This window comes from Corynebacterium sp. UMB2355A (assembly GCF_033877495.1).
In the GTDB taxonomy this organism is placed as follows: Bacteria; Actinomycetota; Actinomycetes; order Mycobacteriales; family Mycobacteriaceae; genus Corynebacterium; species Corynebacterium pseudogenitalium.
Window position 1 is genome coordinate 834,414 of the sequence record NZ_CP138855.1, and the last position, 24,292, is coordinate 858,705.

At 65.0% G+C, this 24,292-nt stretch carries 23 protein-coding genes; 10 read left to right on the forward strand and 13 right to left on the reverse strand.

All coding sequences use genetic code 11. The annotated features are described in order from the left end of the window. Window positions 1-5 precede the first annotated feature (5 nt). The 3 genes from R0V12_RS04090 to R0V12_RS04100 are packed head-to-tail and all read left to right on the forward strand — an operon-like array spanning window position 6 to window position 2,371. The gene (locus R0V12_RS04090; protein WP_320072885.1) at window positions 6-878 is read left to right on the forward strand and encodes a metal ABC transporter solute-binding protein, Zn/Mn family; all 873 of its coding nucleotides are present in this window, start codon (window positions 6-8) and stop codon (window positions 876-878) included. After that, window positions 878-1,558: a metal ABC transporter ATP-binding protein gene (locus R0V12_RS04095; protein WP_320072886.1), complete on the forward strand. Its 681-nt coding sequence runs from the start codon at window positions 878-880 to the stop codon at window positions 1,556-1,558. The genes R0V12_RS04090 and R0V12_RS04095 overlap by 1 nt, the downstream gene beginning before the upstream one ends. Beyond that, a complete protein-coding gene (locus R0V12_RS04100; protein WP_256060058.1) occupies window positions 1,559-2,371 on the forward strand; it encodes a metal ABC transporter permease in 813 nt (270 codons plus the stop codon). On the opposite strand, the gene rlmB is transcribed toward R0V12_RS04100, so the two are convergent. From rlmB to R0V12_RS04125, 5 genes are read right to left on the reverse strand one after another with little or no spacing between them, the layout of a single operon-like run. Then, window positions 2,353-3,291, reverse strand: coding sequence for a 23S rRNA (guanosine(2251)-2'-O)-methyltransferase RlmB (gene rlmB, locus R0V12_RS04105; RefSeq protein ID WP_070361922.1), 939 nt, complete (start codon window positions 3,289-3,291; stop codon window positions 2,353-2,355). The two genes, R0V12_RS04100 and rlmB, sit on opposite strands and share 19 nt — an antisense overlap. Further along, window positions 3,291-4,685 (reverse strand): cysteine--tRNA ligase, encoded by a 1,395-nt coding sequence (gene cysS, locus R0V12_RS04110; RefSeq protein ID WP_256008624.1) that lies wholly within the window; start codon window positions 4,683-4,685, stop codon window positions 3,291-3,293. The genes rlmB and cysS overlap by 1 nt, the downstream gene beginning before the upstream one ends. A gap of 5 nt (window positions 4,686-4,690) precedes the next feature. Further along, entirely contained in the window at window positions 4,691-5,182 is a 492-nt protein-coding gene (gene ispF / locus R0V12_RS04115; RefSeq protein WP_320072887.1) for a 2-C-methyl-D-erythritol 2,4-cyclodiphosphate synthase, read from the reverse strand. Between the two features lie 10 nt (window positions 5,183-5,192). Next, on the reverse strand, window positions 5,193-5,918 hold the full coding sequence (gene ispD, locus R0V12_RS04120) for a 2-C-methyl-D-erythritol 4-phosphate cytidylyltransferase (protein ID WP_070478112.1): 726 nt from the start codon (window positions 5,916-5,918) through the stop codon (window positions 5,193-5,195). A gap of 14 nt (window positions 5,919-5,932) precedes the next feature. Continuing rightward, a complete protein-coding gene (locus tag R0V12_RS04125) occupies window positions 5,933-6,529 on the reverse strand; it encodes a CarD family transcriptional regulator (RefSeq protein WP_320072888.1) in 597 nt (198 codons plus the stop codon). A 210-nt stretch (window positions 6,530-6,739) separates the two neighbouring features. On the opposite strand from R0V12_RS04125, the gene R0V12_RS04130 reads away from it, so the two are divergent. From R0V12_RS04130 to disA, 3 genes are read left to right on the forward strand one after another with little or no spacing between them, the layout of a single operon-like run. Then, complete coding sequence (locus tag R0V12_RS04130) at window positions 6,740-7,279, forward strand: hypothetical protein (RefSeq protein WP_413774862.1); 540 nt, start codon at window positions 6,740-6,742, stop codon at window positions 7,277-7,279. 6 nt (window positions 7,280-7,285) lie between these two features. Next, window positions 7,286-8,674, forward strand: coding sequence for a DNA repair protein RadA (gene radA, locus R0V12_RS04135; protein WP_256001050.1), 1,389 nt, complete (start codon window positions 7,286-7,288; stop codon window positions 8,672-8,674). Continuing rightward, a complete protein-coding gene (gene disA, locus R0V12_RS04140) occupies window positions 8,667-9,713 on the forward strand; it encodes a DNA integrity scanning diadenylate cyclase DisA (protein WP_320072890.1) in 1,047 nt (348 codons plus the stop codon). The genes radA and disA overlap by 8 nt, the downstream gene beginning before the upstream one ends. Here the strand turns inward: disA and R0V12_RS04145 are convergent. Next, entirely contained in the window at window positions 9,710-10,402 is a 693-nt protein-coding gene (locus tag R0V12_RS04145) for a hypothetical protein (RefSeq protein WP_070361914.1), read from the reverse strand. The two genes, disA and R0V12_RS04145, sit on opposite strands and share 4 nt — an antisense overlap. 5 nt (window positions 10,403-10,407) lie before the next feature. After that, complete coding sequence (locus tag R0V12_RS04150) at window positions 10,408-11,016, reverse strand: carbonic anhydrase (RefSeq protein WP_070361913.1); 609 nt, start codon at window positions 11,014-11,016, stop codon at window positions 10,408-10,410. Window positions 11,017-11,035: 19 nt separating this feature from the next. On the opposite strand from R0V12_RS04150, the gene R0V12_RS04155 reads away from it, so the two are divergent. Then, on the forward strand, window positions 11,036-11,938 hold the full coding sequence (locus R0V12_RS04155) for an HhH-GPD family protein (protein ID WP_284805458.1): 903 nt from the start codon (window positions 11,036-11,038) through the stop codon (window positions 11,936-11,938). Here R0V12_RS04155 and R0V12_RS04160 read toward each other — a convergent pair. After that, complete coding sequence (locus R0V12_RS04160) at window positions 11,917-12,087, reverse strand: DUF4236 domain-containing protein (protein ID WP_071565885.1); 171 nt, start codon at window positions 12,085-12,087, stop codon at window positions 11,917-11,919. The genes R0V12_RS04155 and R0V12_RS04160 overlap by 22 nt on opposite strands. A 28-nt stretch (window positions 12,088-12,115) precedes the next feature. Between R0V12_RS04160 and zupT the strand changes: the two genes are divergently transcribed. Together zupT and R0V12_RS04170 are read left to right on the forward strand one after the other, a co-directional pair. Further along, a complete protein-coding gene (zupT, locus tag R0V12_RS04165) occupies window positions 12,116-12,883 on the forward strand; it encodes a zinc transporter ZupT (protein ID WP_320072891.1) in 768 nt (255 codons plus the stop codon). Between the two features lie 42 nt (window positions 12,884-12,925). Continuing rightward, a complete protein-coding gene (locus R0V12_RS04170; RefSeq protein WP_320072892.1) occupies window positions 12,926-14,317 on the forward strand; it encodes a lipase family protein in 1,392 nt (463 codons plus the stop codon). A 430-nt stretch (window positions 14,318-14,747) separates the two neighbouring features. On the opposite strand, the gene R0V12_RS04175 is transcribed toward R0V12_RS04170, so the two are convergent. From R0V12_RS04175 to R0V12_RS04195, 5 genes are all read right to left on the reverse strand, one after another. After that, entirely contained in the window at window positions 14,748-17,507 is a 2,760-nt protein-coding gene (locus tag R0V12_RS04175) for an ATP-dependent Clp protease ATP-binding subunit (RefSeq protein WP_256060065.1), read from the reverse strand. 187 nt (window positions 17,508-17,694) lie between these two features. After that, a complete protein-coding gene (gene ptsP, locus R0V12_RS04180) occupies window positions 17,695-19,386 on the reverse strand; it encodes a phosphoenolpyruvate--protein phosphotransferase (protein WP_320072893.1) in 1,692 nt (563 codons plus the stop codon). Window positions 19,387-19,419: 33 nt separating this feature from the next. Then, entirely contained in the window at window positions 19,420-20,247 is an 828-nt protein-coding gene (locus R0V12_RS04185; RefSeq protein WP_320072894.1) for a PRD domain-containing protein, read from the reverse strand. Between the two features lie 10 nt (window positions 20,248-20,257). Continuing rightward, window positions 20,258-22,351, reverse strand: coding sequence for a glucose PTS transporter subunit IIA (locus R0V12_RS04190; protein WP_320072895.1), 2,094 nt, complete (start codon window positions 22,349-22,351; stop codon window positions 20,258-20,260). A gap of 89 nt (window positions 22,352-22,440) precedes the next feature. Continuing rightward, window positions 22,441-23,610: a glycosyltransferase 87 family protein gene (locus R0V12_RS04195; RefSeq protein WP_320072896.1), complete on the reverse strand. Its 1,170-nt coding sequence runs from the start codon at window positions 23,608-23,610 to the stop codon at window positions 22,441-22,443. Window positions 23,611-23,742: 132 nt separating this feature from the next. Between R0V12_RS04195 and R0V12_RS04200 the strand changes: the two genes are divergently transcribed. Further along, window positions 23,743-24,207: an NINE protein gene (locus R0V12_RS04200; RefSeq protein WP_256060069.1), complete on the forward strand. Its 465-nt coding sequence runs from the start codon at window positions 23,743-23,745 to the stop codon at window positions 24,205-24,207. The last annotated feature ends 85 nt before the right edge of the window (window positions 24,208-24,292 follow it).

Here is a 24,292-nt window from a genome sequence, read left to right on the forward strand (position 1 = left end):
CGGCCATGTTTTCACGACGCTTCATTGGCATCCTTGCTGCATCGACGCTCGCACTGAGCGCCTGCAGCAGCACTGACAGCACCGGCGACACCGCAGCTGATGCCGCCGACGGCCAGATCGTGGCCACGACGCAGGTGTGGGCGGACGTCGCGAGCCTGGTGACGGGCCAGAACGTCCCCGCGATCATCTCGAATACCTCGGTGGACCCCCACGACTACGAGCCGACGGCCGCCGACCTGGCGCAGGTGGCGAAGGCGGTGCTCGTGGTGGCTAACGGTGGCGCGTACGACGCCCGCATCTACGGCGCGGCGGAGGACGCGAACGTGGTCTCCGCGCTGCCGCTGACGGAGGCGCACGAGCACGAGCACGAGCACGGTGAGCATGGCCATGACGACCACGACCATGACCACGCCCACGAGGAGAACGAGCACATCTGGTACTCCACCGCGGCGATCGCGAAGGTGGGCGCGGACCTCGCGCAGCGCACTGATGGCAGCACGGACGCGCTCGACGGGAAGCTTGAGCAGCTACAAACGAAGCTGGACAGTCTCAAGGCGGCGCGCTTGGCACAGACGCACCCAATCGCGGACGCGATCATCGAGGAGTCCGCGCTCGAGGACGTCACTCCGGAGTCCTTCCGCCACGCAACGCTGAACCACTCGGAGCCGTCCTCGGCGGCGCTCGCGGAGTTCATCGCTGCACTCGAGTCCGGCGAAATCGACATCCTGATTAACAACCCGCAGAGCCCGAACGGTGTCTCCGACAAGTTGGTTGAGGTGGCGAAGGCCAACAACGTGAAGGTCGTCGACATTTACGAGACCCCGCCGAACGGCGAGAACTTCTTCGACTACTTTGCCAAGGCGCTTGACGAGCTCTAATGCTGCACCTGACCAACGCCTCTTGTGATCCCCTGTGGCACGACATCAACCTTGATGTCGCCGCGGGGGAATTTGTCGCTGTGCTGGGCCCGAACGGCAGCGGCAAGTCCACGCTGCTCGGCACGATCCTGGGTACGCGCAAGCTCAGCTCAGGCACGATTTCGGCACCGAAGAACATCGGGTTTATCCCGCAGCAGCGCATGTTCCCACCGGAACTGCCGGTGCGGGTTCGCGACCTAGTGTCGCTCTCGCTTGACCACCGTCCGCTGCGTCGGCCGAGGAAGGGGGACGTCGATACGCTGCTGGACAGCGTGGGTGCGCTGCACCTTGCCGACGCCCGCGTGGGCACCCTGTCGGGCGGCCAGCAGCAACTGGTGCGGCAGGCGCAGGCCTTTGCGAAGCAGCCCGATCTCATCCTTGCCGACGAGTCCCTGCTCTCGCTCGACGTGGCGCGCCAGCGCGACTTCATGTCCCGGCTACATGCTGCGAAGGTCGCGGTGGTGATGGTGACGCACTCCATCGACCCGGTGATCGACATCGTGGACAAGGTGCTCTACCTGGGGCCGAACGGGCACGTGGTCGGCAGTGCCGACGAGGTGCTGCGCTCCGATGTGCTCAGTGAGCTGTACGGGGCTCCAGTGGAGGTCGTACGCGTGGGTGGAAAGACGGTGATCCTGTAAATGCTGGAGCAAACGCAGTACCTGCTCGGGTTCGATTTCGTGATCACTGCGCTGATCGCCTGCGCGATGCTGGGCGTGCTCTCCGGGGTGATTGCGCCGCTGATCGTGATGCGGAAAATGTCATTCGCGGTGCACGCTACTTCTGAGTTGGCGTTGATGGGTGCCGCGGTTGCGCTCGTGACGGGCCTGAACCTCAGCTTGGGGGCCGTTCTCGGCTCGATTGTGGCGGCGATCGTGCTCGTCCTGCTGGGGCTTCGCAGCGACACTGACTCATCCGTGGGCGTGGTGATGAGCTTCGGCATGGGCATTTCCGTGCTGTGCATCCACCTCTACCCCGGTAACTCCACCACGGCGATGGCGCTGCTCACCGGCCAGATCGTTGGGGTGAGCAGGGAAAACCTCGGGGTGCTGACGGCCACCACGCTGCTGGTCGTGGTGGCCGTGATGGTGCTGTGGCGCCCGCTGCTGTTCGCCTCTGTAGACCCGGAGATGGCGGCCGCCAGCGGGGTACGCGTGAAGGTACTGGCCACGCTGTTCGCCATCCTGCTCGGCATGGCGGCCGCCCAGACCGTGCAGATCGTGGGCGTGCTGCTCGTGATGGCGCTGCTGATCACGCCCGGCGCGTCCGCGGTGGCCATTACGGCGCGTCCCGCAGCGGCGGTGGCGTGGTCTGTGCTCTTCGCGGAGCTTGCCGCCGTGGGCGGCATGCTGCTCTCGCTGGCGCCCGGCCTGCCGGTGAGCGTGATGGTGGCGTTCGTGTCCTTCGCCATCTACCTCGTGTGCCGGGCGGTGGGCTACTTCACGCGGCGCTGACGCGCGAACTCGCTGAGTACCACGCCCGCCGCGACGGAGGCGTTCAGGGACTCTACCCACTCGGTTGTCGGGATGGACATGATCACGTCGCAGTTTTCCCGCACGAGCCTGGAGATGCCCTTGCCCTCCGAGCCGACGACGATGACCACCGGGTCGGTGGCGCCCTCGAAGGTGTCCAGGGTGTGCTCGCCGCCCGCGTCAAGGCCCACGACCATGTAGCCGTTGTCCTTGAACTGCTTGACAGTACGGGTCACGTTGGTCACCCGCGCGACAGGCAGGCGAGCCGCCGTGCCCGCCGAGGTACGCCACGCCACGCCCGTGACCTGCGCGGAGCGTCGCTCCGGGATGATCACGCCGTGGCCGCCGAACGCGGCCGTCGAGCGGATCACCGCGCCGAGATTACGCGGGTCGGTGATGTTGTCCAGGATGACGAACATGCCGGTCTCCCCGCGGTCCGCCACACCGGCGACCAGGTCGAAGACGTCCGCGTACTTGTACGGCTGGATCTTCAGGCCGATGCCCTGGTGCATGCCGTTGCCGGTCATCATGTCCAAGTCGTGGCGGTCCACCTCCTGCACCGGGATGTTGCGGGAGTTCGCCAGGGTGACGGCCTCGCTGAGGCGGTCGTCGTGCCCGGTGCCGCGTGCCACGAACAGCGCCTCGGCTGGCACCTTGGCGTGCAGACACTCCACGACGGGGTTGCGGCCAACAACCATGTCCGGCAGCTCGCGCTCGTGGCGGCCCTGGTCGCGGCGCTTGCGCTCCAGCTTGCGCTTGTGCGCCGCGTGGTAGACGCGGTCCTCGGCCTTCGGGGTTGCACCCTTGCCGCGCAGCCCGCGGCGACGCTGCCCGCCAGAGCCCTTCGTGGCGGTCTTCTTGTTCTTCTTCTGCTTATCGGGGCGGTGGTATGGCTTGGCCATTAGTTCTCCTTCAGTTGCCACTGCGCGCCGTCGGCGGTGTCGGTGACCTCGATGCCTGCGGCGGCAAGGCGGTCACGCACGGCATCGGCCGCGGCCCAGTCCTTCTCGGCACGCGCGGCGGCCCGGCGCTCAAGCTCGGCACCAACCAACACATCAAGTGCCTCGGTTACTCCATTATTTTTCGACGCCCCATCGTCCCACACACCGGGGTCCACACCCAACACCGCGGCCATCGCACGCACCTGAGCAGCCAACTCGCCAGCCCTGGCGGTGTCGTGCGCGGCGAGCGCCTTGTTGCCTTCGCGGACCACGTTGTGGATTTCGGCGAGCGCGCGGGGCACGGAGAAGTCGTCGTCTAGCGCCTGGGCGAAGCCTTCGGTCCAGGTGGTCGACTCGGGCGTGCCGGCGCGATGCACGAAGTCCTCGATGCGGCGGTAGCCCGCCGCGGCCTCCTGCAGCGCCTCCGGCGAATACTCCAGCACGCTGCGGTAGTGCGCGGATCCCAGGTAGTAGCGCAGCTCCACCGGGCGCACGGCGTCCAGCATGTTGTCGATGCTCAGCACGTTACCCAGCGACTTCGACATCTTCTCGCCCGCCATGGTCACCCAGTGGTTGTGCATCCAGTACTGGGCGAAGCCATCACCCGCGGCGTGGGACTGCGCCTGCTCGTTTTCGTGGTGCGGGAACTGCAGGTCCAGACCGCCGCCGTGAATGTCGAACTCGGCGCCCAGGTACCAAGTGGACATGGCGGAGCACTCCAGGTGCCAGCCGGGGCGGCCGTCGCCCCACGGGGTCGGCCAGCTCGGCTCGCCCGGCTTGGCGGCCTTCCACAGTGCAAAGTCGTGGCTGCCGCGCTTGCCGTGCACGTCACTTTCGCCCTGGTTCATCTCCTCGACACGGTTGCCGGACAGGGAACCGTAGTCGTCGCTCGCCTTCGTCCAGGCGGCCACGTCGAAGTAGACGGAACCCTCGGAGGCGTAGGCGAAGCCGGCGTCGATAAGCCGCTGCATGTAGTCGACCATCTGGGTGACGTGGCCCGTGGCGCGCGGCTCGACAGACGGTGGCAGCACGCCGAGGGTGTTGTAGGCGCGCGTGAACTCGCGCTCATACGTGCTGACCCACTCCCACCAGGGACGATCGTGCTCGGCGGCCTTGTTCAAGATCTTGTCATCGATGTCGGTGACGTTGCGCACGAACGCGACGTCGTAGCCCTTGGCCGCGAACCAGCGGCGCACAATGTCGAACGCCACCCCCGAACGCAAGTGCCCGATATGCGGGGCGGACTGTGGCGTGGCCCCGCACAAGTAGATGGAAACGTGGCCCTCACGCAGCGGGCGGAATGGACGCAGCGTGCGCGTCGCGGTGTCAAAAATCTGTTGGGTCTCGGCAGTCACGGCCCTTAGCTTAGTGCAACCAGCGCAGTAGCGACGGCAGCGCGCCCCTCACCCGAACCGGTGAAACCCATGTGGTCCGTCGTAGTCGCCGACACCGACACCGGGGCGCCGAGCGCCTCCGAGAGCACGCGCTGCGCTTCCTCGCGCACCGGGCCCATCTTCGGGGTCTGGCCAATCATCTGCACCGACACGTTGATCACCTGGTGCCCATGCTCCGCGAGCAACTCCCGCAGCTCCTTGAGCAGCTGCGTGCCCCGCACTCCGTCATACTCCGGCCGACCCACCCCGACGAAGGACCCCAGGTCCCCCAGGCCCGTCGCCGAAAGCACCGCATCCACCACGGCGTGGCTGACAACGTCGCCGTCCGAGTGCCCCTCGCAGCCGTCTTGGCCCTCGTGGAGGATGCCCGCGATCCAGCACGGCTTCCCGGCCTCGATCTGGTGCGCGTCAAACGCTGTACCAACCCTGAACTGTGGAAAATCTGTGTGCGACGTCATGCGCGCAAGCCTACCGCGTGCTCCCCGACGGCACCTCGAAGATTGTCGGCTCCGCCTCGTCCGTAATGCTCTGCGCCAGGCGCATGTCAATCGGCGTGGTGATCTTAAACGCCATCGGGTCCCCCTGCACCGTGTGCACGTCCACGCCGAACCACTCCATCAGGCTCGCGTCATCCGTGGCGACGAAGTCTGGCGTCCCTTCGTAGTACGCGCGGTTCGCGGCGAGCAGAGAACGCAGGTCAAAGCCCTGTGGCGTCTGCACCGCCCGCAGCGTCGAGCGGTCCGGGGTGCCGACGACGCGCCCAGCTGCGTCGATCTCCTTGATGGTATCGACGACCGGCAGCACCGGCACCACCGCATCCGCGCCCTCGAGCACGGCGCGGGCGACGCGCGCGATCATACCGGGCGGGGTCAGGGCCCGGGCGGCGTCGTGAATGAGCACGCAGGCGTCCTCGTGCTCGATCGCCTTGAGGCCCTCGTAGATAGAATCGGCGCGCTCCGCGCCCCCATGCACGAAGCGGACGTCGTGGCCTCGCAGCGTGGTGCGCGCGATCTCCTCCATCTCGGGGCTGACCACCACGATGATCGAGTCCACGACCTCAGCGGTCTCCATCGCGGTCACCGAGCGCTCCAGCAGGCTGCGCCCACGCAGCGGCACGAACGCCTTCGGCACGCTCGCGCCGAGCCGCGTGCCCTGGCCTGCCGCAGCGACGACGGCCACTACCCTGCGAGACATTTGGCTACGTCCCGCTACTTCTCGTCGTCTTCATCGTCGTCGAAGCTGAGGTCATCCATGTCGATGTCATCCTCGTCCTCAACCACCACGTCAGGTGCGAAGGAAATACCGGCCTTGACCTGCTCCTCAATAATCTTGCGGACGCCCTCTTCCAGCTCCTCGACCTTCTTCTCGTCGACTGGCTCCGCCAGCGCGAGTTCGCCGACGAGGATCTGGCGCGCCTTGCCCAGCATGCGCTTCTCGCCCGCAGACAGGCCCTTGCCCTGGTCACGGCGCCACAGGTCGCGGACAACCTCCGCCACCTTATTAATGTCACCGGACGCGAGGCGCTCCTGGTTCGCCTTGTAGCGGCGGGACCAGTTGCCGGCCTCCTCGACGTCGGTCTCGCGCAGCACCGAGAAGACCTTCTCCAGGCCTTCCTTGCCGACGACGTCGCGCACACCGACAAGCTCGGTGTTCTTTACAGGAACGCGGACCTCAAGGTCCGACTGGAGGATTTGCAGTACGAGAAAGTCGAGCGTTTCTCCGCCAATTTCGCGCTGCTCGATGTCGGCGATGCGTGCCGCACCATGATGCGGATAGACAACCACTTCTCCGACTTTGAATTCCATGAACACTCCTTGAGGATGACAACCGGCTCAGTAACCTCACCACCCTACCATTACGGGCCGTAATGGGGACGCGCACCCGCGATGCGCCGAACTCAACTAAAGTTTAACCCCACCCGCGCCGCCTGGGCCTGGTACGCGTGAGGAAACTGTGAAAAGTCTAGGTCCAGGCGCTAGGGTTGTGCGGAGAAACATATATGTGAAACAAGAACGATGGAGGACACCCACGTGAAGTCCCTGAAGCCGGTTTTCGCACTCGCAACCGCACTGCTCATGGCCGGATGCTCCGCAGGCCAAATCACTCAGACCTCTGACCAGGTGGCTGCAGTTGACGGCGCCAACGTCGAAACCGAGAACGGCGAGCTGGCCGTGCAGGACGTCACCGTCGTCCTCGACGAGACCGGCTCCGCTGCACTGAAGTTCAGCGCGCTGAACCAGGACACGTCGATGACGACGCACTCGCTGCGCTCCGTTTCCGTCGATGGCACCCCGGTCAGCATCGAATCCTCGAAGGAAATCGGCTACAACTGCGTGCTTGTTGGTGACTCCGCTGCAGGCTTGGACCGCATGCCGCAGGATGACGGCAAGAACTGCATCGAGTACATCCGCACCGCCCTGCCGAACGACAGCTTCGCGTACGGCGGCACCGTGCCTGTGACCTTCACGTTCGACACCGGCACCCTCGAGGTCAACGCCCCGGTTTCCGCTCCGTTGCTGCCTTCCGGCCAGGTCCACCGCGACCTGAACAAGTAAGGCTCTATGGCGAAGAAGCCTCGGGTGATCCACACCTGTTCTGAGTGTGGATACTCCTCTCCTAAGTGGCTTGGCCGCTGCCCTGAATGCGGCTCTTGGGGGACATTGCAAGAATCAGCGCCGGTGGTTACCGCCACCCGCGCGACGGGGGTCTCCAGTGCACCGCGTGCCGCTGCACTCACGCCGCAAACGCCTGCGCGCCCAATCACAACTATCGACGCCGCTGCGACCAAGACGGTGCGCTCCGGCATCGGCGAGCTTGACCGGGTGTTGGGCAACGGCGTGGTGCCTGGGTCGGTGGTGCTCATGGCGGGCGAGCCGGGCGTCGGCAAGTCGACGCTGCTGCTTGAGGTGGCCTCGCGCTGGGCGGCGATCGACGGTCGCAAAGCGCTCTACGTCACCGCCGAGGAGTCGGCGGGGCAGGTCCGCGGGCGCGCCGAACGCACCGGCGCCCTGCGGGAGCGCCTCTACCTGGCGGCCGAGTCCAACCTGGACATCGTGTTTGGCCACGTGGAGCAGATCAAGCCCTCGCTGCTCATCGTGGACTCGGTACAGACGATGCACGCTCCCGGTGTGGAGGGCGTGCCGGGCGGCGTGGCGCAGTCCCGCGCGGTAACGGCCGCGCTGACCACGCTAGCGAAGACGACCCACCTGCCGATTCTGCTGGTAGGGCACGTGACCAAGGACGGCAACGTCGCGGGCCCGCGCGTGCTGGAGCACCTGGTGGACGTGGTGCTGAACTTCGAAGGCGACCGGCAATCAAGCCTGCGTATGCTGCGCGGCATCAAGAACCGATTTGGCGCGACCGATGAGGTGGGCTGCTTCGAGCAGACCGCCGAGGGGATCCGCGAAGTACCGGACCCGTCCGGGCTGTTCCTCTCCCACCGCGGCCGCACCCCGGATGGTTCCGCGGTGACCGTGGCGATGGACGGGGTGCGCCCAATGCTCGCGGAGGTGCAGGCGCTCACCGTGGACCCGGTGAACAAGTCGCCCAGGCGCGTGGTCACGGGCCTGGACGGCAACCGCGTGCCGATGGTGCTGGCGGTCCTGCAGGCGCGCTGCGGGCAGCGCACGAACGACAAGGACGCCTACGTGGCAACCGTGGGTGGGGTGCGCATCACGGAGACCGCGACCGACCTAGCGGTGGCGCTGGCGACGTGGTCGAGCCTGCACGAGACACCGCTGCCACCAAAGACGGTGGTGATCGGGGAGGTCGGCTTGGCCGGCGAGATCCGCCGCGTGCCAAGCCTGGGCCGTCGTCTGCAAGAGGCGGCGCGCCTGGGATACGAGCATGCGATCGTGCCCGCGGGCGAGTCACTGCAGGTCCCGGGCCTGCGAATTGAGCAGGTGGCCACGGTTGGCCAGGCTATCGCTACACTTGCACAGCATGAGTGATGACACGATGCGCGCCGCCCTCGAGCGCCTTGCCCCCGGCACCGCACTTCGCGACGGCCTCGAGCGAATCCAACGTGGCCACACCGGTGGCCTCATCGTCCTCGGCGACGGGCCGGAGGTCGTCGAGATTTGCGACGGCGGCATCGCCTTCGACGTCGCCTTCCAGCCACCGCTGCTGCGCGAGCTGTGCAAGATGGACGGCGCCGTCGTTTTATCCGCCGACGGCTCCCGCATCACCCACGCCAACGTGCAGCTCGTGCCCAGCCCGCACTTCCCCACCAGTGAGTCCGGCACCCGCCACCGCTCCGCGGAGCGCACCGCGCTGCAGACCGGCAGGCCGGTGATCTCGGTGTCGGCGTCGATGAATACGGTGACGGTGTACGCGGGTGGGCGTCGCCACCGCTTGGAGGAGCCGGCGGTCCTGATGGGCCGGGCGAACCAGGCACTGTCCACGGTGGAGCGCTATCGCCAGCGCCTCGACATGTCGAACCACCGCCTGTTCGTGGCAGAGATGAACAACTATGCCACCGTCGCCGACGTGCTCAACGTGCTGCAGCGCCAGCTGATGCTCGAGCGCGCCGTCACCGATCTGGAGCTGAGCATCGTGGAGTTGGGTGTCGACGCCCGCCAGCTCAGCCTGCAGCTTTCCGAGCTGGAGGGCAACAACGCCCACGACGTTGAGATGCTGGTGCGCGACTACATCGCGACGACCACCGTGCCCACGGACGAGCAGGTCCACCAGGCCCTCGATGCCTTGGACACCCTGCCGGATTCGGAGCTGCTGAACACGACCACGTTGGCGCGCCAGCTGGGGCTGCCCGCGAACGAGGAGAACCTCGTGCAAGCGCTGATCCCGCGTGGCTACCGGGCGCTTGCGCGCGTGCCTCGCTTGCAGAAGTTCTTGATGGATCAGATCGTGGCCGTCTTCGGCACGCTGCCCGCCATTTTGGAGGCGCAGCCGGAAGACTTGAGCTCCGCAGACCACGTGACCAGCCTGTGGGCGCGCCACATCTACGAAGGGCTGCGCCGCCTCAGCTAAGTCAGGTTGAACGGGACCGCGTCAGAGGCGTTGTCGCCGATCACGGTGTGCAGGTAGTAGGACCCAGCTGGTACCGGCTGGCGGTCGGTGCACACGTTCGGCTGCGAGCTGGTACCCGACCAGCGGGCTTCAAAGCCACGCTTCGAGTCACGCGGGAACGTCTCCTGACCAGCAAAGACAGGGTCAAAGCAGTCGACGTCGGACCACACGCGGTTGTTGGTAGCCATGTCGTAGACCTCAAAACGCATGATGTTGGTGTCCAGGTCGATGACGCAGTCCGCGTCCGTCGGGTTCTGCACTTCCATGTAGAACACCGGCTGCTCCCCTACCGCGTACGACGGCTGGTTTGTCGACGCCACCACACGCAAATCCTTCAGCTCACAGGTGCCCGAAGGCGCAGCCTGCGTGTGCTCTGCTGACGAGGTCGGCTCGGTCGGCTCACCGGATACGCTTTCCTTTGCAGTTTCGGACTCACTCGGCGTCGCAGCACCCGGTTCCGGCACCGTCGGCTCCGTGACAGGCGTGGTGGTGGGCGAAGTGGACGTCGATACGTCGGCGTCGCCGCCGCCTGAGCGCGCCATAGCGCTCAACCCCCACACCAGGAACACCACGAGCACCAACAACGCAACGAGCGCCGCAACGCGGCGGCGCCGGTAGATCTCGGGAGGAAGCGGATGCTGGTTAGTCATGCCCCTTACTCTATACCGAAGTTTTCCATGGTCGGGTGAACCTGGCCATCGGCAAGTTGGTAGCGTGCCGCAACCACGCCGACAGTGCCGTTCGCCAAACGCTCCGCGAGCACGGGCACGCGCTCAATGAGGTGCTGCGCGCTCAAGTTCGCGTGGGTGACCTCAACATCCTTCGGGTCACGCGTGGGCGACTGAAGCACCGACGGCACGATCTTCTCCACGAACACGCGCACCAACCCGTCCGGGACTTCCTCCGTCTCCACCGCGTTGAGCGCCGTACCGACCGCGCCACAGGACTCATGCGACAGGAACATCACCAGCGGCACATTCAGCCCTTCCACCGCGTACTCGACGGAGGCGGACACCGCGGCGTCGACGCAACCGCCCGCTGTGCGGATGACGAAGATGTCACCGAAGCCGACGTCGAAAAGCAGCTCAACTGGGACACGCGAATCCGAGCAGGCGACGACGGCGGCGATGGGGTTCTGGCCGTCGCGGAGCTGTTCGCGCCACGTGGGGTCGCGGTGCGGGTGCGTCTCCTGGCTTGCAACGAATCGTTCATTTCCTGCCTTGAGGAGTTCCCACACCTCACGAGGCGTCTTTTCTGTACTCATAGGCTATATTTTGGCAGAGATGACTGAGGATGTGGCCAAAATTCGAACAAACCTCCAACCCGCCGAGATTATCCCGTGGTACCGCGCCAACGCGCGCGAGCTTCCGTGGCGCGCACCAGGCACAAGCGCGTGGGGCGTGCTACTCAGCGAGGTGATGAGCCACCAGACGCAGGTGGCGCGCGTCGCCCCCATCTGGGAGGAATGGATGCGCCGCTGGCCCACCCCGGAGGCCTTCGCGGCCGCCGGCGCCGACGAGGTGCTGCGCGCCTGGGGCAGCCTCGGCTACCCGCGTCGCGCGCTGCGTCTGCTGGAGTGCGCGCGAGCGATCACCGAGCTTCATGACGGCCACGTCCCCCGCAGCGTGGAGGATCTTCTGGCGCTGCCCGGCATCGGCGATTACACGGCCCGCGCCGTGGCCTGCTTCGCGTACAGGGAAAACGTGCCGGTGGTGGACACGAACGTGCGCCGGGTGGTCGCGCGCGCCGAGCGCGGGCGGCCCGTCGCACACCCGCGCAAGGCGGAGCTCCAGGAGGTGGCGGCACTGCTGCCCGCCGACGATTTGGAGTGGGACGGCCCGACCTTTTCGGTCGGCCTGATGGAGCTCGGCGCCCTGGTGTGCACCGCCACAAACCCGGACTGCGGGGCGTGCCCGGTCAGCCGCTGCGCGTGGGTGGCCGCAGGCAAGCCGGAGCCGAACCCGGAGGAGCAGCGCAAGAAGAAGACACAGCGCTTCGCAGGCACCGACCGGCAGGTGCGCGGCAAGATCATGCGGGTGCTGCGCGGCGCGTCCGCACCCGTGCCACAACGCGACATCGACGTGGTGTGGCCCGATGCAGCGCAACGCTCCCGCGCGCTATTTTCACTGCTTGAGGACGGCCTCGCCGTCCAAGACGACGCCGGCTACTTCCACCTACCGCGGTAATTGAACCCACCGGGCAGCTTCACCCACACGCCACCGCGCGAGTTGAACGTGACAGGGCCGACCTTCGTGGAAGCCGAAGCACCAGACTTGGAGAAGTTCAGCCACGAGTTCTTACTCACCTTGTGCTTCTTGCGATAATAAATTCCCATGCGCTCAGACTACACATAGACTGTCCGCATGAGTTCGAGCGTTTTGGTCGCCTTCGCGATGACCCTGCTAGCCGGCATCTCCACCGGCATCGGCGGAATTGTTGTTGCGCTCAAAGCCTCCATTAGTGACAGGTTCTTGGCTGGCAGCCTGGGGTTCTCCGCGGGCGTGATGGTCTACATCTCGCTTGCGGAGCTCCTTCCCACAGGTATCGAGTCGCTCGACCAGGGGCGCGCGATCCTCGGGTTCTTCGGCGGGGTGGCGCTGATCGCGGTGATCGACAAGCTGGTACCGCACGACATCAACCCGCACGAAAGCATCCAGGGCGACGAGGACAAACGCGCCCAAGCCATGCGGCGCGCGGGCGTCATCACCGGCGTGGCGATTGCGCTGCACAACTTCCCCGAAGGCTTCGCCACCTTCATGTCCGCGCTCGCCGACCCGTACCTGGCCATTCCTATCGCCGTCGCCATCGCGCTGCACAACATCCCAGAAGGCGTCGCCGTGGCAGTCCCGCTGCGCGAAGCCACCGGCCGACGTTGGTGGGCCGCCGGGTGGGCCACCCTCTCAGGGCTTGCGGAACCGCTCGGAGCGCTCGTCGGGTACCTCATCCTCGCGCCCTTTATGGGGCCGACCACGATGGGCTACTCCTTCGCGGTGATCGCCGGGATCATGGTGTTCATCAGCTTCGACAAGCTACTGCCGAATGCGATCGCCACCGGGCACCACCACTACAGCGTCTACGGCGTCATGGGAGGCATGGCAATCATGGCCGTCAGCCTCATGCTGCTGCCCTAAGCGCTGTGTGCTGCGAAGTGGCGTCGATTAGTATCTTTCACCATGGTTCATCGTCCTGTGATCTCCGCCGCGTGCGCCCTCGCACTCGCCGCCCCACTTGCCCCCTCCGCCGCCGCTAGCTCGCTCGACCCGCTGAGCTCCGTGGCGGAGGTGGGCTCCTCCGCCATCAAATCCGCCTTCCGCCCCGCGCCGAAAGTCGTGCGCTACGAAACCACCACCGAGTTGGGCACGCGCGCGCCAGTCACCGCCACCCTCTACGACAGGGACAACGCGAAAGGGCTCGTCGTGATCGCGCCCGGCACCCGCGGTATGGCCGACCACTGCGCACCCAGCAAGAACACCTCGCTGATCTCCTCCGACTCAGGGACCTCCTTCAGCGTCGACTACGAGCGCCCCATGGCCCACATGCTTCTCGACGCCGGCTACCGCGTCATCGTCACCGACTACGTCGGCCTCGGCACCCCAGGTACGCACACGTATCTCAACCGCGTCGACCAGGGACACGCCGTCATCGACGCCGCCCGCTACGCCGCCCACGCCGGCGAAAAAGTCGCGTTCTGGGGCTACTCGCAAGGCGGCGGCGCATCCGGCGCGGCAGCCGAACTCGTCGCCGACTACGCCCCCGAACTCAACGTGGTCGCCGCATTCGTCGGCGCCCCACCCGCCGACCCACTGGCCGTACTCGAACAGTCCCGCGGGACTCTGATCACCCCAGTCGCCGGTTTCGCCGCCGTCTCCTACTCCTCCACCTACCCCGACTTCCGCGAAGCCCTCTACGTCGAACTCAACGAGGAAGGCGTTCGCACCCTCGACGCCCTGTCCAAGGCGTGCATCCTCGACGCCGTCCGAATCGCGCCCAAGGAATTCAAGGCCTACACGAAACGTGGCGTCAACCTGGCCGAACTCGCCCACGACAACCCCGTGCTGCGAGCCCGCCTCGACCAGAACAAGCTCGGCCGCGTCCCCACCAAGGTCCCGACCCTGGTACTCACCAACCCCGACGACGACATGGTCCCCGCCCCACAAGCCGTCCAACTCGCCCGCGACTACTGCGCGCTCGGCTCACCCGTGGAGTACCGCAGCGTCGCAATCCCCGGCACCCGATCCACGCCACTTGACTCAGGGTCCTCCACCACCCCATTCGCAAACTTCGCCGGTGCCGGCCACGCCCTGCCAATCGTCCTCGAGACCGCCCACGTGATCACCTGGCTCGACGAGCGCTTCGACCCAAACGCGCCAGCCTTCACCCCGCACTGCAACATCCCCGACAACACCTCCATCAACACCGCCTCGAACTACCATTACACCGGCCCAGTCGCCGACGCCATCCTCTTCGGCATCTTCGCTGTACTCAGCGCTGTAGGTTTAGGCACCTGGCTGGTCGGCTCCGGCCTGCCGAACCCGGCCTTGGTGTGGGCGCACCAAATTCGCTGATTTGGGAGCGCGTTTTTGCGTTTCCCCAGGTCGCTGCCACCGCGCGAGGGAATTTGGTGCCTCTTTGGATACATAGAGTGCCAAAGGACGCAATCCTACAAACCACCCCCACCATTCCCGCAGGTCAGAAAAGCGCTAGACGTATAAGGTTGCGTCTATTGACACTGGACCGGCTTCGATGGCACCAAATTCGCTGATTTGGGAGCATGTTTTTGCGTTTCCCCAGGTCGCTGCCGCCGCGCGCGAGGGAATTTGGTGCCTCTTTAGATACATAGAGTGCCAAAGGACGCAATCCAAGAATCCACGCCGTCCATTCTTGCAGGTCAGAAAAGCACTAGACGTATATGGGTGCGTCTATTGGCACCAATACCCGCCCCACCAAGACAAAAAGAAAGCCGCACCACCAGGGTGCGGCTTTCCAACCTATTGATTAGACCGGTTCAGGTCCCCGACCGTCGGAATCGGAGTCGGAGTCAGGCTCAGGGCCAGACTCTGGGCGCTCGTCTGGGAACTGGGAAGCTTCGGTCTCAGGGGTGCCCTCCGAAGGGGTGATGTCCCTGACTGCCTGCTCCTCTGGTTCCTCAGCGACTGCGTCCTCGCCGAAGGTTTCGGCTGGCAGCGGGCGTGGGCGCGGGGTGAACGTAAAGGTTGCGTCCGGTGCTGCCTTGCCGCGGGTGTTGCGGGCGGCTTCGATGTCGCCGTCCCAGCCTTCGACGTCGACGGTGATGATCTCGCCGGCGCCGATCTCGCCGAACAGGATCTTTTCCGAGAGCAGGTCTTCGATCTCGCGCTGGATGGTGCGACGCAGCGGGCGCGCACCGAGCACTGGGTCGAAGCCACGGATGGCCAGGAGGTTCTTGGCCTTCTCGGTAAGCTCGATGCCCATGTCCTGCGCGGCCAGGTTGGTGTCCACGCGGCTGATGAGCAGGTCCACCATCTGCACGATTTCTTCCTGGGTCAGCTGGCGGAAGACCACGATTTCGTCGATGCGGTTGAGGAACTCTGGACGGAAGTGCTTCTTCAGCTCGTCGTGGACCTTGTTCTTCATGCGCTCGTACTGGGCGTCAGCGTCGGTGGCGGTGTTGCCGGTGAAGCCGAGGCCGACTGGCTTGGAGATGTCGCCGGTGCCCAGGTTGGACGTGAAGATGAGCACGGTGTTCTTGAAGTCCACCATACGGCCCTGGCCGTCAGTGACGTGGCCTTCCTCGAGCACCTGGAGCAGCGTGTTGTAAATCTCCTTGTGGGCCTTCTCGATCTCGTCGAAGAGCACCACGGAGAACGGCTTGCGGCGGACTTTCTCGGTGAGCTGGCCGCCCTCCTCGTAGCCGACGTATCCCGGAGGGGCGCCGAAGAGGCGGGAGGCGGTGAAGCGGTCGTGGAACTCGCCCATGTCGACCTGAATGAGGGAGTCCTCGTCGCCGAAGAGGAACTCGGCAAGTGCCTTGGACAGCTCCGTCTTACCAACGCCGGACGGGCCGGCGAAGATGAAGGAGCCGGATGGGCGCTTCGGGTCCTTGAGCCCGGCGCGGGTGCGTCGGATGGAGCGCGACAGGGCGCGGACGGCTTCGTCCTGGCCGATGATGCGCTTGTGCAGCTCGGACTCCATGTTGAGCAGGCGCGAGGACTCGGACTCGGTGAGTTTGAAGACTGGGATGCCGGTCCAGTGCGCGAGCACATCGGCGATCTGGTCTTCACCGACCTCGGCGATTTCCTCGAGGTCGTCAGAGCGCCACTTCTTTTCCTTTTCCTTGCGCTCCTCGCCGAGCTTGCGTTCGGTATCGCGCAGGCCAGCCGCCTTCTCGAAGTCCTGGGCGTCGATGGCGGCTTCCTTCTCACGGCGGACGTCGGCGATGCGCTCGTCGACTTCGCGCAGCTCGGAAGGGGCGGTCATGCGCTTGATGCGCATGCGGGCGCCGGCCTCGTCGAGGAGGTCGACGGCCTTGTCCGGCAGGAAGCGGTCGTTGATGTAGCGGTCCGCGAGGGTGGCGGCGGCCTTGAGGGCGTCGTCGGTGTAGGAGACGCGGTGGTGCGCCTCGTAGCGGTCGCGCAGGCCACGCAGGATGGTGACGGTGTCCTCGACGGAGGGCTCGTCGACCTGGACGGGCTGGAAGCGGCGCTCGAGGGCGGCGTCCTTCTCAATGTGCTTGCGGTACTCGTCGAGCGTGGTTGCGCCGATGGTCTGGAGTTCGCCGCGTGCCAGCTTCGGCTTGAGCAGCGAAGCAGCGTCGATGGCGCCTTCGGCAGCGCCGGCGCCGACGAGGGTGTGGATCTCGTCGATAAACAGGATGATGTCGCCGCGCTGGTTGATCTCCTTGAGCACCTTCTTCAGACGCTCCTCGAAGTCACCGCGGTAGCGCGAGCCTGCAACCAGGGAGCCAAGGTCGAGGGAGTAGACCTGCTTGTCCTTCAGCGTTTCGGGGACGTTGCCGTTCGCGATGTCGAGCGCGAGGCCCTCCACGACGGCAGTCTTGCCGACGCCCGGCTCACCAATAAGCACCGGGTTGTTCTTGGTGCGGCGCGAGAGCACCTGCATGATGCGCTCGATTTCCTTATCGCGGCCCACCACCGGGTCGAGTTTGCCCTCGCGGGCTGCGGCAGTGAGGTTGCGGCCGAACTGGTCGAGCACGAGCGAGTTGGAACGCTCGCCCTGCTGGCCCGGGCGCGGCCCACCCATGATGCCTGGGCCCTGGCCGGCGCCCGCGAAGCCGGGGCCGCCGCCCTGCGGGGTCTCCGGGTTCTGCGCTTCGCCGCCTTCGTAGCCGGAGAGCAGCTGGATGACCTGCTGGCGCACGCGCGGCAGGTCGGCGCCAAGCTTGATCAGCACCTGGGCTGCGACGCCATCACCCTCGCGGATGAGGCCGAGCAGCAGGAACTCGGTGCCGATGTACTTGTGCCCCATCTGCAGGCCTTCGCGCAGGGAGAGCTCCAGTACCTTCTTGGCGCGTGGGGTAAATGGGATCTGGTCAGTGACTGGCTGCGTGCCATGCCCGATGATCTCGATGACTTCGGAGCGGACGTCGTCAAGATTGATACCCATGGACTCGAGCGCCTTTGCTGCGACGCCTTCGCCCTCTTTAATAAGTCCGAGCAGGATGTGCTCGGTACCCATGAAGTTATGGTTCAGCTCGCGCGCCTCCTCCTGAGCTAAGACGATGACGCGGCGGGCCCTATCGGTAAACCTCTCAAACAACTGGCTGACCCCTTACTAATAACGGTTTTTAAAGAGTTGTCACCAACCATAACGCCCCCGGCGGACACATCGTCCCGCCGAGGGCGTCACTTCATGGCTTCAGGGGCCATTACACCAGCTCAGGTCGGGTGTTCGCTCGTAGCGAACAGAGGCTTTTCGACGCCTCCTCCGGCCCCAACCGGCCAGTTTAGAGCAGGTCGCGCAGCACCGGATCCGCGATCTTGAGCACGTTCTCGCGTGCTTCCTTCGCGGTCGGGGCGTCGACGGCAAAGTTTGCCATCTGGCGGCAGGTGTCGCGGTCGTGCAGGCGTAGCGCGGCGCGCACCGCGTTGACCTTGCCCGGCGCCATGGACAGGGAGCTCACGCCCAGGCCGACGAGGACGAGCGCCATGAGCGGGTCGCCGCCTGCCTCGCCGCACACGCCGATGGACTTGCCGGTGGCTTCGCCACCGCGGCAGGTCTCGCGGATCATGGCCAGCGTTGCCGGCTGCCACGGGGTGAGCAGCTCTGCGAGCTCGCCCTGCATGCGGTCGGCGGCCATGGTGTACTGCGACAGGTCATTGGTGCCGATGGACGCGAAGTCCGCGATGTCCAGGATGTGGGAGGAGCGGATTGCGGCCGCGGGGGTCTCCACCATCACGCCGACCTTCGGCAGACCGTGGGCGCGTGCGCGCTCCGTGAACCAGCGGGTCTCCTCCACCGTGGCCACCATTGGGGCCATGACCCACAGTTCAGCCTCCGGGACAGCCTTGCGTGCTGCGGCCAGCGCCTTGAGCTGGTCGTCGAGGAGGTCTTCGCGGGCCATGGACAGGCGCAGGCCGCGACGGCCCAGTGCCGGGTTCTCTTCCTCGCCGAGGTCGGCGAAGGACAGCGGCTTGTCGGCGCCTGCGTCCAGGGTGCGCACGACGACGCGGCGGTCACCGAATGCGCGCAGCACCTTGGTGTACGTCTCGGTCTGCTCCTCGACGCTCGGGGCGGAATCGCGGTCCAGGAAGAGGAACTCGGTGCGGAACAGGCCGGAGCCTTCCAGGTCGTAGCCAGAGGCCTTCGCGGCATCGTCCGCGGTGCCGATGTTGGCCAGCAGCTTCACGCGGTAGCCGTCGCGGGTGGCACCCTCGCCGGAGGAGCCTGCCAGGGCTGCGGCGCGGCGGCGGGAGCGCTCCTCGAGCTCGGCGACGTCCGACTCGTTCGGGGCGACGATCACCTCGCCGACGCCGCCGTCAAGCGCGATCGCTGGGGCGTCGACAAGCGCCTCAGTAATGCCCTTGACCTGCACCGCTGCGGGGATGCCGAGCTGCGCGGCGAGGATCGCCGTATGCGATGTCGCGCCGCCGGCCTCCGTCACGATGCCGACGACCAACGCTGGATCCAACGTCGCGGTCTCAGCCGGTGCAAGGTCGTTCGCGACGAGCACGGACGGCTCGGTCAGCGCTGGAACGCCCGGCTCCGGCAGCCCGCGCAGGCGCGCGGTGGCGCGGTCGCGGATGTCGTAGAGGTCGGTGACGCGCTCAGCCATGTAGCCGCCGAGCTTGCGGAACTTCGCCGCGTAAGCCTCCACCGCGTCGTGGACCGCCTTGGTCACGCCGGTCCCCTTCTTCAGCTCCTTCTTAATGCCGCGCACCAGGCCACGGTCCTTCGCCAGGGTGGCGGTTGCCTCAAGGACTGCCTTGGATGTCTCGGAGTTCGCGTGCTCTGCGCGCGCCGTCAGGGACGCGGAGACCTCTTCCAAGACCGCGACGACGCGCTCGCCGTCAGCGTCTGGGTCGGTGCATGGTTGTTCGTGCTCGTCGATACCAACGGCGGGTGTAACAACTGCGACCGGGCCAGAGGCAGTACCTGAGGAAACCCCGATCCCATACAAGACGGTGCGGTCAGTCATGAGTGTGTCCTTTCAGCAATCAAGCTAATGGTATTACATTTGATGGTACGCGCTGAGGCGCGCAACGTGCAGAGCAAGGTACGCAATTTCATCTTCTGTCAACTCCGTATCGAAGCGAAGCTCCACTACAGCAGCCACTTTTCGGGCGCACTCAACTTCCCGCGGGTAACTGCGCGTCAACTCACGCGCCAACGGAGAATTTCCGCGCTCGAGTTGTTTCCCCTGCTCAAGGCGAACAAACAGATAACGAATGTGAGTAATAAACCGGGCCACATTTATCGACGCCGCTTCGAACTCCACCCCAAACTCAGCCTCAATGATCTGCATCATCTGCTGAATCAACCCCGTCATCCGGTACGTATGCGCCAGGTCACCAGTGTTGAAACCGGCGTTGACCAGGTGCATCGCAAGTGCGGTGGCTTCGGTGGCGGGCAGGGCGGCGTCGAAAAGTTCGTTGATGCGCTCCAGCAGCCGCTCGCCCTGTGCATACTCTGCCGGGTACAGGTGCTGAACCTCGGCGCGCAACGGGTAGGCGATCTCCTCGCCACGAGATGCGCGCTCAAACGCGTTGATGATGTGGTCCGTCACCGCGGTGACCAGTGTGATGCTGGGCTTTGCGCCCACGGCCTCCAACGCTGCGGTCACACGGTGTATATCTTCGGCGGGAAGCCCGGCAATCATTTGGCCGGAGTGGTCCGGGTCCCGACCATCCGCCGGAACAAATACTCGCTGCACCTTCGACTCGTCGAGGACGTCGCCCTTCTTTGCCCCAAAGGCGATGCCTCGACCGGTCACCACAACATCCTCCGACCCGCGGCGGGCCAGGACGACGTTGTTGTTAAAGATGCGCAGTATTTGCATGTGTTCGACCCTACTTGGTTACCCCCAACAGTGGCTGGCCGACCTCGGCCTCACCAGTGGCGATATCTTCCACAGCGGCCAGCGACTTGGAGTTGACCACGGTCACGATCACCGTGGTGTCCACGCCGTGACCTGCGATTGCGCCGAAGTCGACGTCCGCGAGGGCGTCGCCAATCTCGACGCGCTGCTTCTTCTCCACGAGCGGGGTGAAGCCTTCACCCTTCAGCTTGACGGTGTCAATGCCGATGTGGACGAGGACCTCGACGCCGTCGTCAGTCTTGATGCCGTAGGCGTGCCCCGTCTTCGCGACAGAGATCACCTTGCCAGCAACCGGCGCCACAACCTTCTCGACGCCGCCTTCCGGCAGCACACCAATCGCCTGGCCGAGCGCACCGGATGCGAACGCGGCGTCCTGGATCTGGTCCATCGGGACAACCTTGCCTGCGATCGGCGCGGTGACCTCGCGGGTGTCCGCTGCTGGGGTCGCCGCAGCTGCAGGCGCGTCGGCCTCTGCTGCAACGGCTGGAGCGGCCGCCGCCGGAGCTGCTGCCGCAACTGCCGGAGCTTCCTCCTGCTCTTTTTCCTCCTGTGCCGCGCGTGCGCGAGCCAGAGCCTCTTCACGCTCTTCCGGCGTGCGGTAGTCGGTGAAGTAGATGACGAAGAACGCGGTGAAGAACGCGACCGCAATAGCGATGACGTAGACCCACATCGGGCTGAAGACCACGGTGGTCAACAGCGAGGTGAACACGAACGCGTTGGTCTGCACGCCGCCGAACGGGGTGCCCAGAATCGCGATGGTCAGACCACCGGTGAAGCAGCCCACCAGCATCCGCGGGTAGATCCTCTTGTAGCGCAGGTGGATGCCGTAGAGGGACGGCTCCGAAATACCACCGAACAGACCAGCTGCCAGCGCCGAACCGGAGGTCTGGCGCATGACTGGATCCTTATCGCGCAGCGAGAGCGCGAACACAGCAGCGGTTGCACCGAAGCAGGCGAAGTTCCAAGCACCCATTGGGCCCTGGATGAAGTCGTAGCCCAGGGTCTGTATGTTGACCAGCATGAGGGCGTTGAGCGGCCAGTGCAGGCCGAGCGGAACCAGGAACGGGTACAGCATTGGGATCAGGATGGCGAACACAAACGGCGCGTTACCGTTCAGCCACGCAAGGCCAACACCAATCCATGCGCCGAGCGCGTAGCCGAGCGGCCCAATCACGATCGCGGTGACTGGGATCATCACCAAGAGGGTGAGGAACGGCACGAACACCATGTGAACCGCGGAGGGGATGATCTTCTGGAACCCCTTGTACACCAGGGCCGCCACGACCGCCATGATCAGCGGCACGAACACGTTGCCACCGTAGTCAGGCAGCAGCATCGGCAGGCCCATCACCGTCACGCGGCTGACCTCGGTGCCGAGCAGGTTATTCGTCTCAACCACGGCATCCGGGTGGCTCGCCAGCCCCATGAACTCAGGGGTGAACAGCGCCAGGATGACAGCGGCAGGCACCCACGGCTCAATGTTGAGCTTCTTGCCCGCGTTGTACGCAACCATCACCGGCAGGAAGTAGAACACCGAGCGCCACATCGCGTCGACGAACTGCCAACCCGGCGTCTTGACCTCCGCATGGAAGTTCGCAAGTTCGAAGGCGTCCATCACTGCAGCAAACGCAATAATTAACGACGCCCCAAGCAACACACCCAGAATCGGCCTAAAGGAATCCGAGAGGTACTCGAAGAAGGCGTCCATCCACGGCACCTTGCCCTGCGCCTTCGCGCGCTGGGCCGCCTTCACGTCATCGTTGCTCTGGCTGCCACGCGACTGCATCTCCGGCAGGTTATTCATCGCGTTGTACACCGTCGCGACATCCCCGCCAACAATCACCTGGTAGTGCAACCCGCCCTGCGGCACCGCACCCATCACCTTCGGGTTCGCCTCGAGACGCTCCTTGTCAGCCAGGGAGGCGTCGTTGAGCTCAAAACGCAAACGGGTCGCGCAGTGCGTAAAGGACGCAATGTTGTCCGCACCGCCAATCCCCGCAAGGATATCCGCCGCCTGCTCCTGCAAGCGGCCTGCTTGGTTGCCATGTTCACTCCTTTTCTTCAAAGAACCAGGGATGAAAAAAGACCCGGGACGCGAAAACGTCCCAGGTCTTGCCCCGCCGAACCCGGCAGGTAACAACCCTGTGGTTGGTATTACGTTCCACTATATGACGGAACGTTTTGGTGTGCAATAAGCTTGCTCTCAGCTGGGAACCAACGCTCCAGCAGCAGTGCCGCCCACATCGCCAGCGACGCCAACCCGATCAAGTTGCCCATGTACCAAAGGGGCGTCGAGAAGCTGTAGGCATCAACCTCCGGGTAGAGCTGATACGACGGCACGAACAGCACCGCGACGTAGAGCACGTGCGCGAGCTTCCACACCGACGGCACCGCCGCGAAGATGAGCGGGACCGCCAACATCACACAGGAGAAGTGGTGCGACACCGCGTACGGACCACCCACGCTGATACCCAGCGCGACGAAGAACAGCGCATGCACGTCCAGCCCCCGGCGCAGCAGGTACCACGCACCCAAGCCCGTGAGCAGCGCGAAGACCAGGAAAATGACGCCAGTCGGGGCCTCGAGACCCGCGCGCGCGAACAGGCCGGACAGCGCCTGGTTCGGCGGGTACATCGCGTTGCCGCCGCGGTCGGTGTTGAAAAACTCGTCGGTGAAGTAGTACCAGGTCTCCGCCGGACGCATCAGCACACCAACCAGAATCGTGCCCATAAACGTCCCCGCCGCACGCACCACCGACGCCCAATCCTTCTTCACCAAGAACAAAATCGCGAACGCCGCCGGCGTGATCTTAATCCCAGCCGCAATCCCCACACCGACACCGCGCAACTGCCGCGGCAACAGGCCCAGCACATCCACCACGACCAGCGCGAACAAGAACACGTTAATCTGACCGAAGAAGAAATTCGCCTGCAACGGATCAATCGCCAAGGACCACGCAATCACCCCCACCAACACCAGCGGCGTGACCTTCACGTCCAGCCTGCGCAGCGCCAACCACGAAATGAGCGCCACGCACGCCATCGTCGCCAACGTCCACACCACGTCCATCACCGGCTCAGGCATCCACGTCAGCGGAACAAACAGCAAGGCCGCGAACGGCGGGTAGATGAAGCGGAACCCGCTACGAGTCGGGAAGTCGTCGTACAGGTCGGCGCCGCTGATCAGGGCGTTGCCGGCGTCGCGAAACACGCCGACATCCAGCAACTCGCCGCGCGCCGCACTGCCAAAAACCTCACTGAGCCCACTCGCGGCTGCGAGCACCCCAACGAGCACCCACACCCACAACGAAACCTGCTTCACCATCGAATCGCCTTACGCCCATCACTGTTGACTAACTCTGCTGCCTAACTCTGCGCATCATACCGATACAAAGGGACACGAATGAACTACACTACGGAATACACCATTGCCGACCGCCTTGAATTGAGGACTCACATGACCAACCAACAGCCCATGTACGACAAAGACGGCCTCCCAATCACGCAGCCAACCAACCAGTTCCAAGGGTTCGGGCAGTACGGGCAGACTGGGCAATTCGGCCAGTTTGGGCAGGGTTCACCGTACGGGCAACCGCAGATGCAACAGTTCGCACCTGCACAAATGCAGTCTGCATACGGGTACGCCGCGCCCCAAAAGAACAAGTTCCTCGCGGCGGCGTTGTTCTTCTTCCTCGGCTCGTTTGGCATCGGCAACTTCTACCTTGGGCAGAACTTCCGGGGAGTCACCAAAGTGGGGCTCTTCCTGACCGGCAGCCTCTTCAGCCTGATCCCATTCGTCGGCTGGATCGTTTCCACCCCGATCTTCTTCGCACTGTGGGTGTGGTGCATCATCGAGATGATCATGGTGCTCGTCGGCGGCGGAGGCTACGACACCGACGCCAATGGGATCCCGCTGAAGTAGGACACAAGCAGAAAGTTCACGGCCGCCAAGCTGAACTGCGCACCAGATCCCCGAATTTTAAAAAGTGCTATCAGAATAACAGCTG

Coding starts and splice junctions, on each gene's coding strand:
- R0V12_RS04090 (WP_320072885.1), top strand. CDS start 6: ATGTTTTCACGACGCTTCATTGGCATCCTTGCTGCATCGACGCTCGCA.
- R0V12_RS04095 (WP_320072886.1), top strand. CDS start 878: ATGCTGCACCTGACCAACGCCTCTTGTGATCCCCTGTGGCACGACATC.
- R0V12_RS04100 (WP_256060058.1), top strand. CDS start 1,559: ATGCTGGAGCAAACGCAGTACCTGCTCGGGTTCGATTTCGTGATCACT.
- rlmB (WP_070361922.1), bottom strand. CDS start 3,291: ATGGCCAAGCCATACCACCGCCCCGATAAGCAGAAGAAGAACAAGAAG.
- ispF (WP_320072887.1), bottom strand. CDS start 5,182: ATGACGTCGCACACAGATTTTCCACAGTTCAGGGTTGGTACAGCGTTT.
- ispD (WP_070478112.1), bottom strand. CDS start 5,918: ATGTCTCGCAGGGTAGTGGCCGTCGTCGCTGCGGCAGGCCAGGGCACG.
- R0V12_RS04125 (WP_320072888.1), bottom strand. CDS start 6,529: ATGGAATTCAAAGTCGGAGAAGTGGTTGTCTATCCGCATCATGGTGCG.
- R0V12_RS04130 (WP_413774862.1), top strand. CDS start 6,740: ATGGAGGACACCCACGTGAAGTCCCTGAAGCCGGTTTTCGCACTCGCA.
- radA (WP_256001050.1), top strand. CDS start 7,286: ATGGCGAAGAAGCCTCGGGTGATCCACACCTGTTCTGAGTGTGGATAC.
- disA (WP_320072890.1), top strand. CDS start 8,667: ATGAGTGATGACACGATGCGCGCCGCCCTCGAGCGCCTTGCCCCCGGC.
- R0V12_RS04145 (WP_070361914.1), bottom strand. CDS start 10,402: ATGACTAACCAGCATCCGCTTCCTCCCGAGATCTACCGGCGCCGCCGC.
- R0V12_RS04150 (WP_070361913.1), bottom strand. CDS start 11,016: ATGAGTACAGAAAAGACGCCTCGTGAGGTGTGGGAACTCCTCAAGGCA.
- R0V12_RS04155 (WP_284805458.1), top strand. CDS start 11,036: ATGACTGAGGATGTGGCCAAAATTCGAACAAACCTCCAACCCGCCGAG.
- R0V12_RS04160 (WP_071565885.1), bottom strand. CDS start 12,087: ATGGGAATTTATTATCGCAAGAAGCACAAGGTGAGTAAGAACTCGTGG.
- zupT (WP_320072891.1), top strand. CDS start 12,116: ATGAGTTCGAGCGTTTTGGTCGCCTTCGCGATGACCCTGCTAGCCGGC.
- R0V12_RS04170 (WP_320072892.1), top strand. CDS start 12,926: ATGGTTCATCGTCCTGTGATCTCCGCCGCGTGCGCCCTCGCACTCGCC.
- ptsP (WP_320072893.1), bottom strand. CDS start 19,386: ATGACTGACCGCACCGTCTTGTATGGGATCGGGGTTTCCTCAGGTACT.
- R0V12_RS04185 (WP_320072894.1), bottom strand. CDS start 20,247: ATGCAAATACTGCGCATCTTTAACAACAACGTCGTCCTGGCCCGCCGC.
- R0V12_RS04195 (WP_320072896.1), bottom strand. CDS start 23,610: ATGGTGAAGCAGGTTTCGTTGTGGGTGTGGGTGCTCGTTGGGGTGCTC.
- R0V12_RS04200 (WP_256060069.1), top strand. CDS start 23,743: ATGACCAACCAACAGCCCATGTACGACAAAGACGGCCTCCCAATCACG.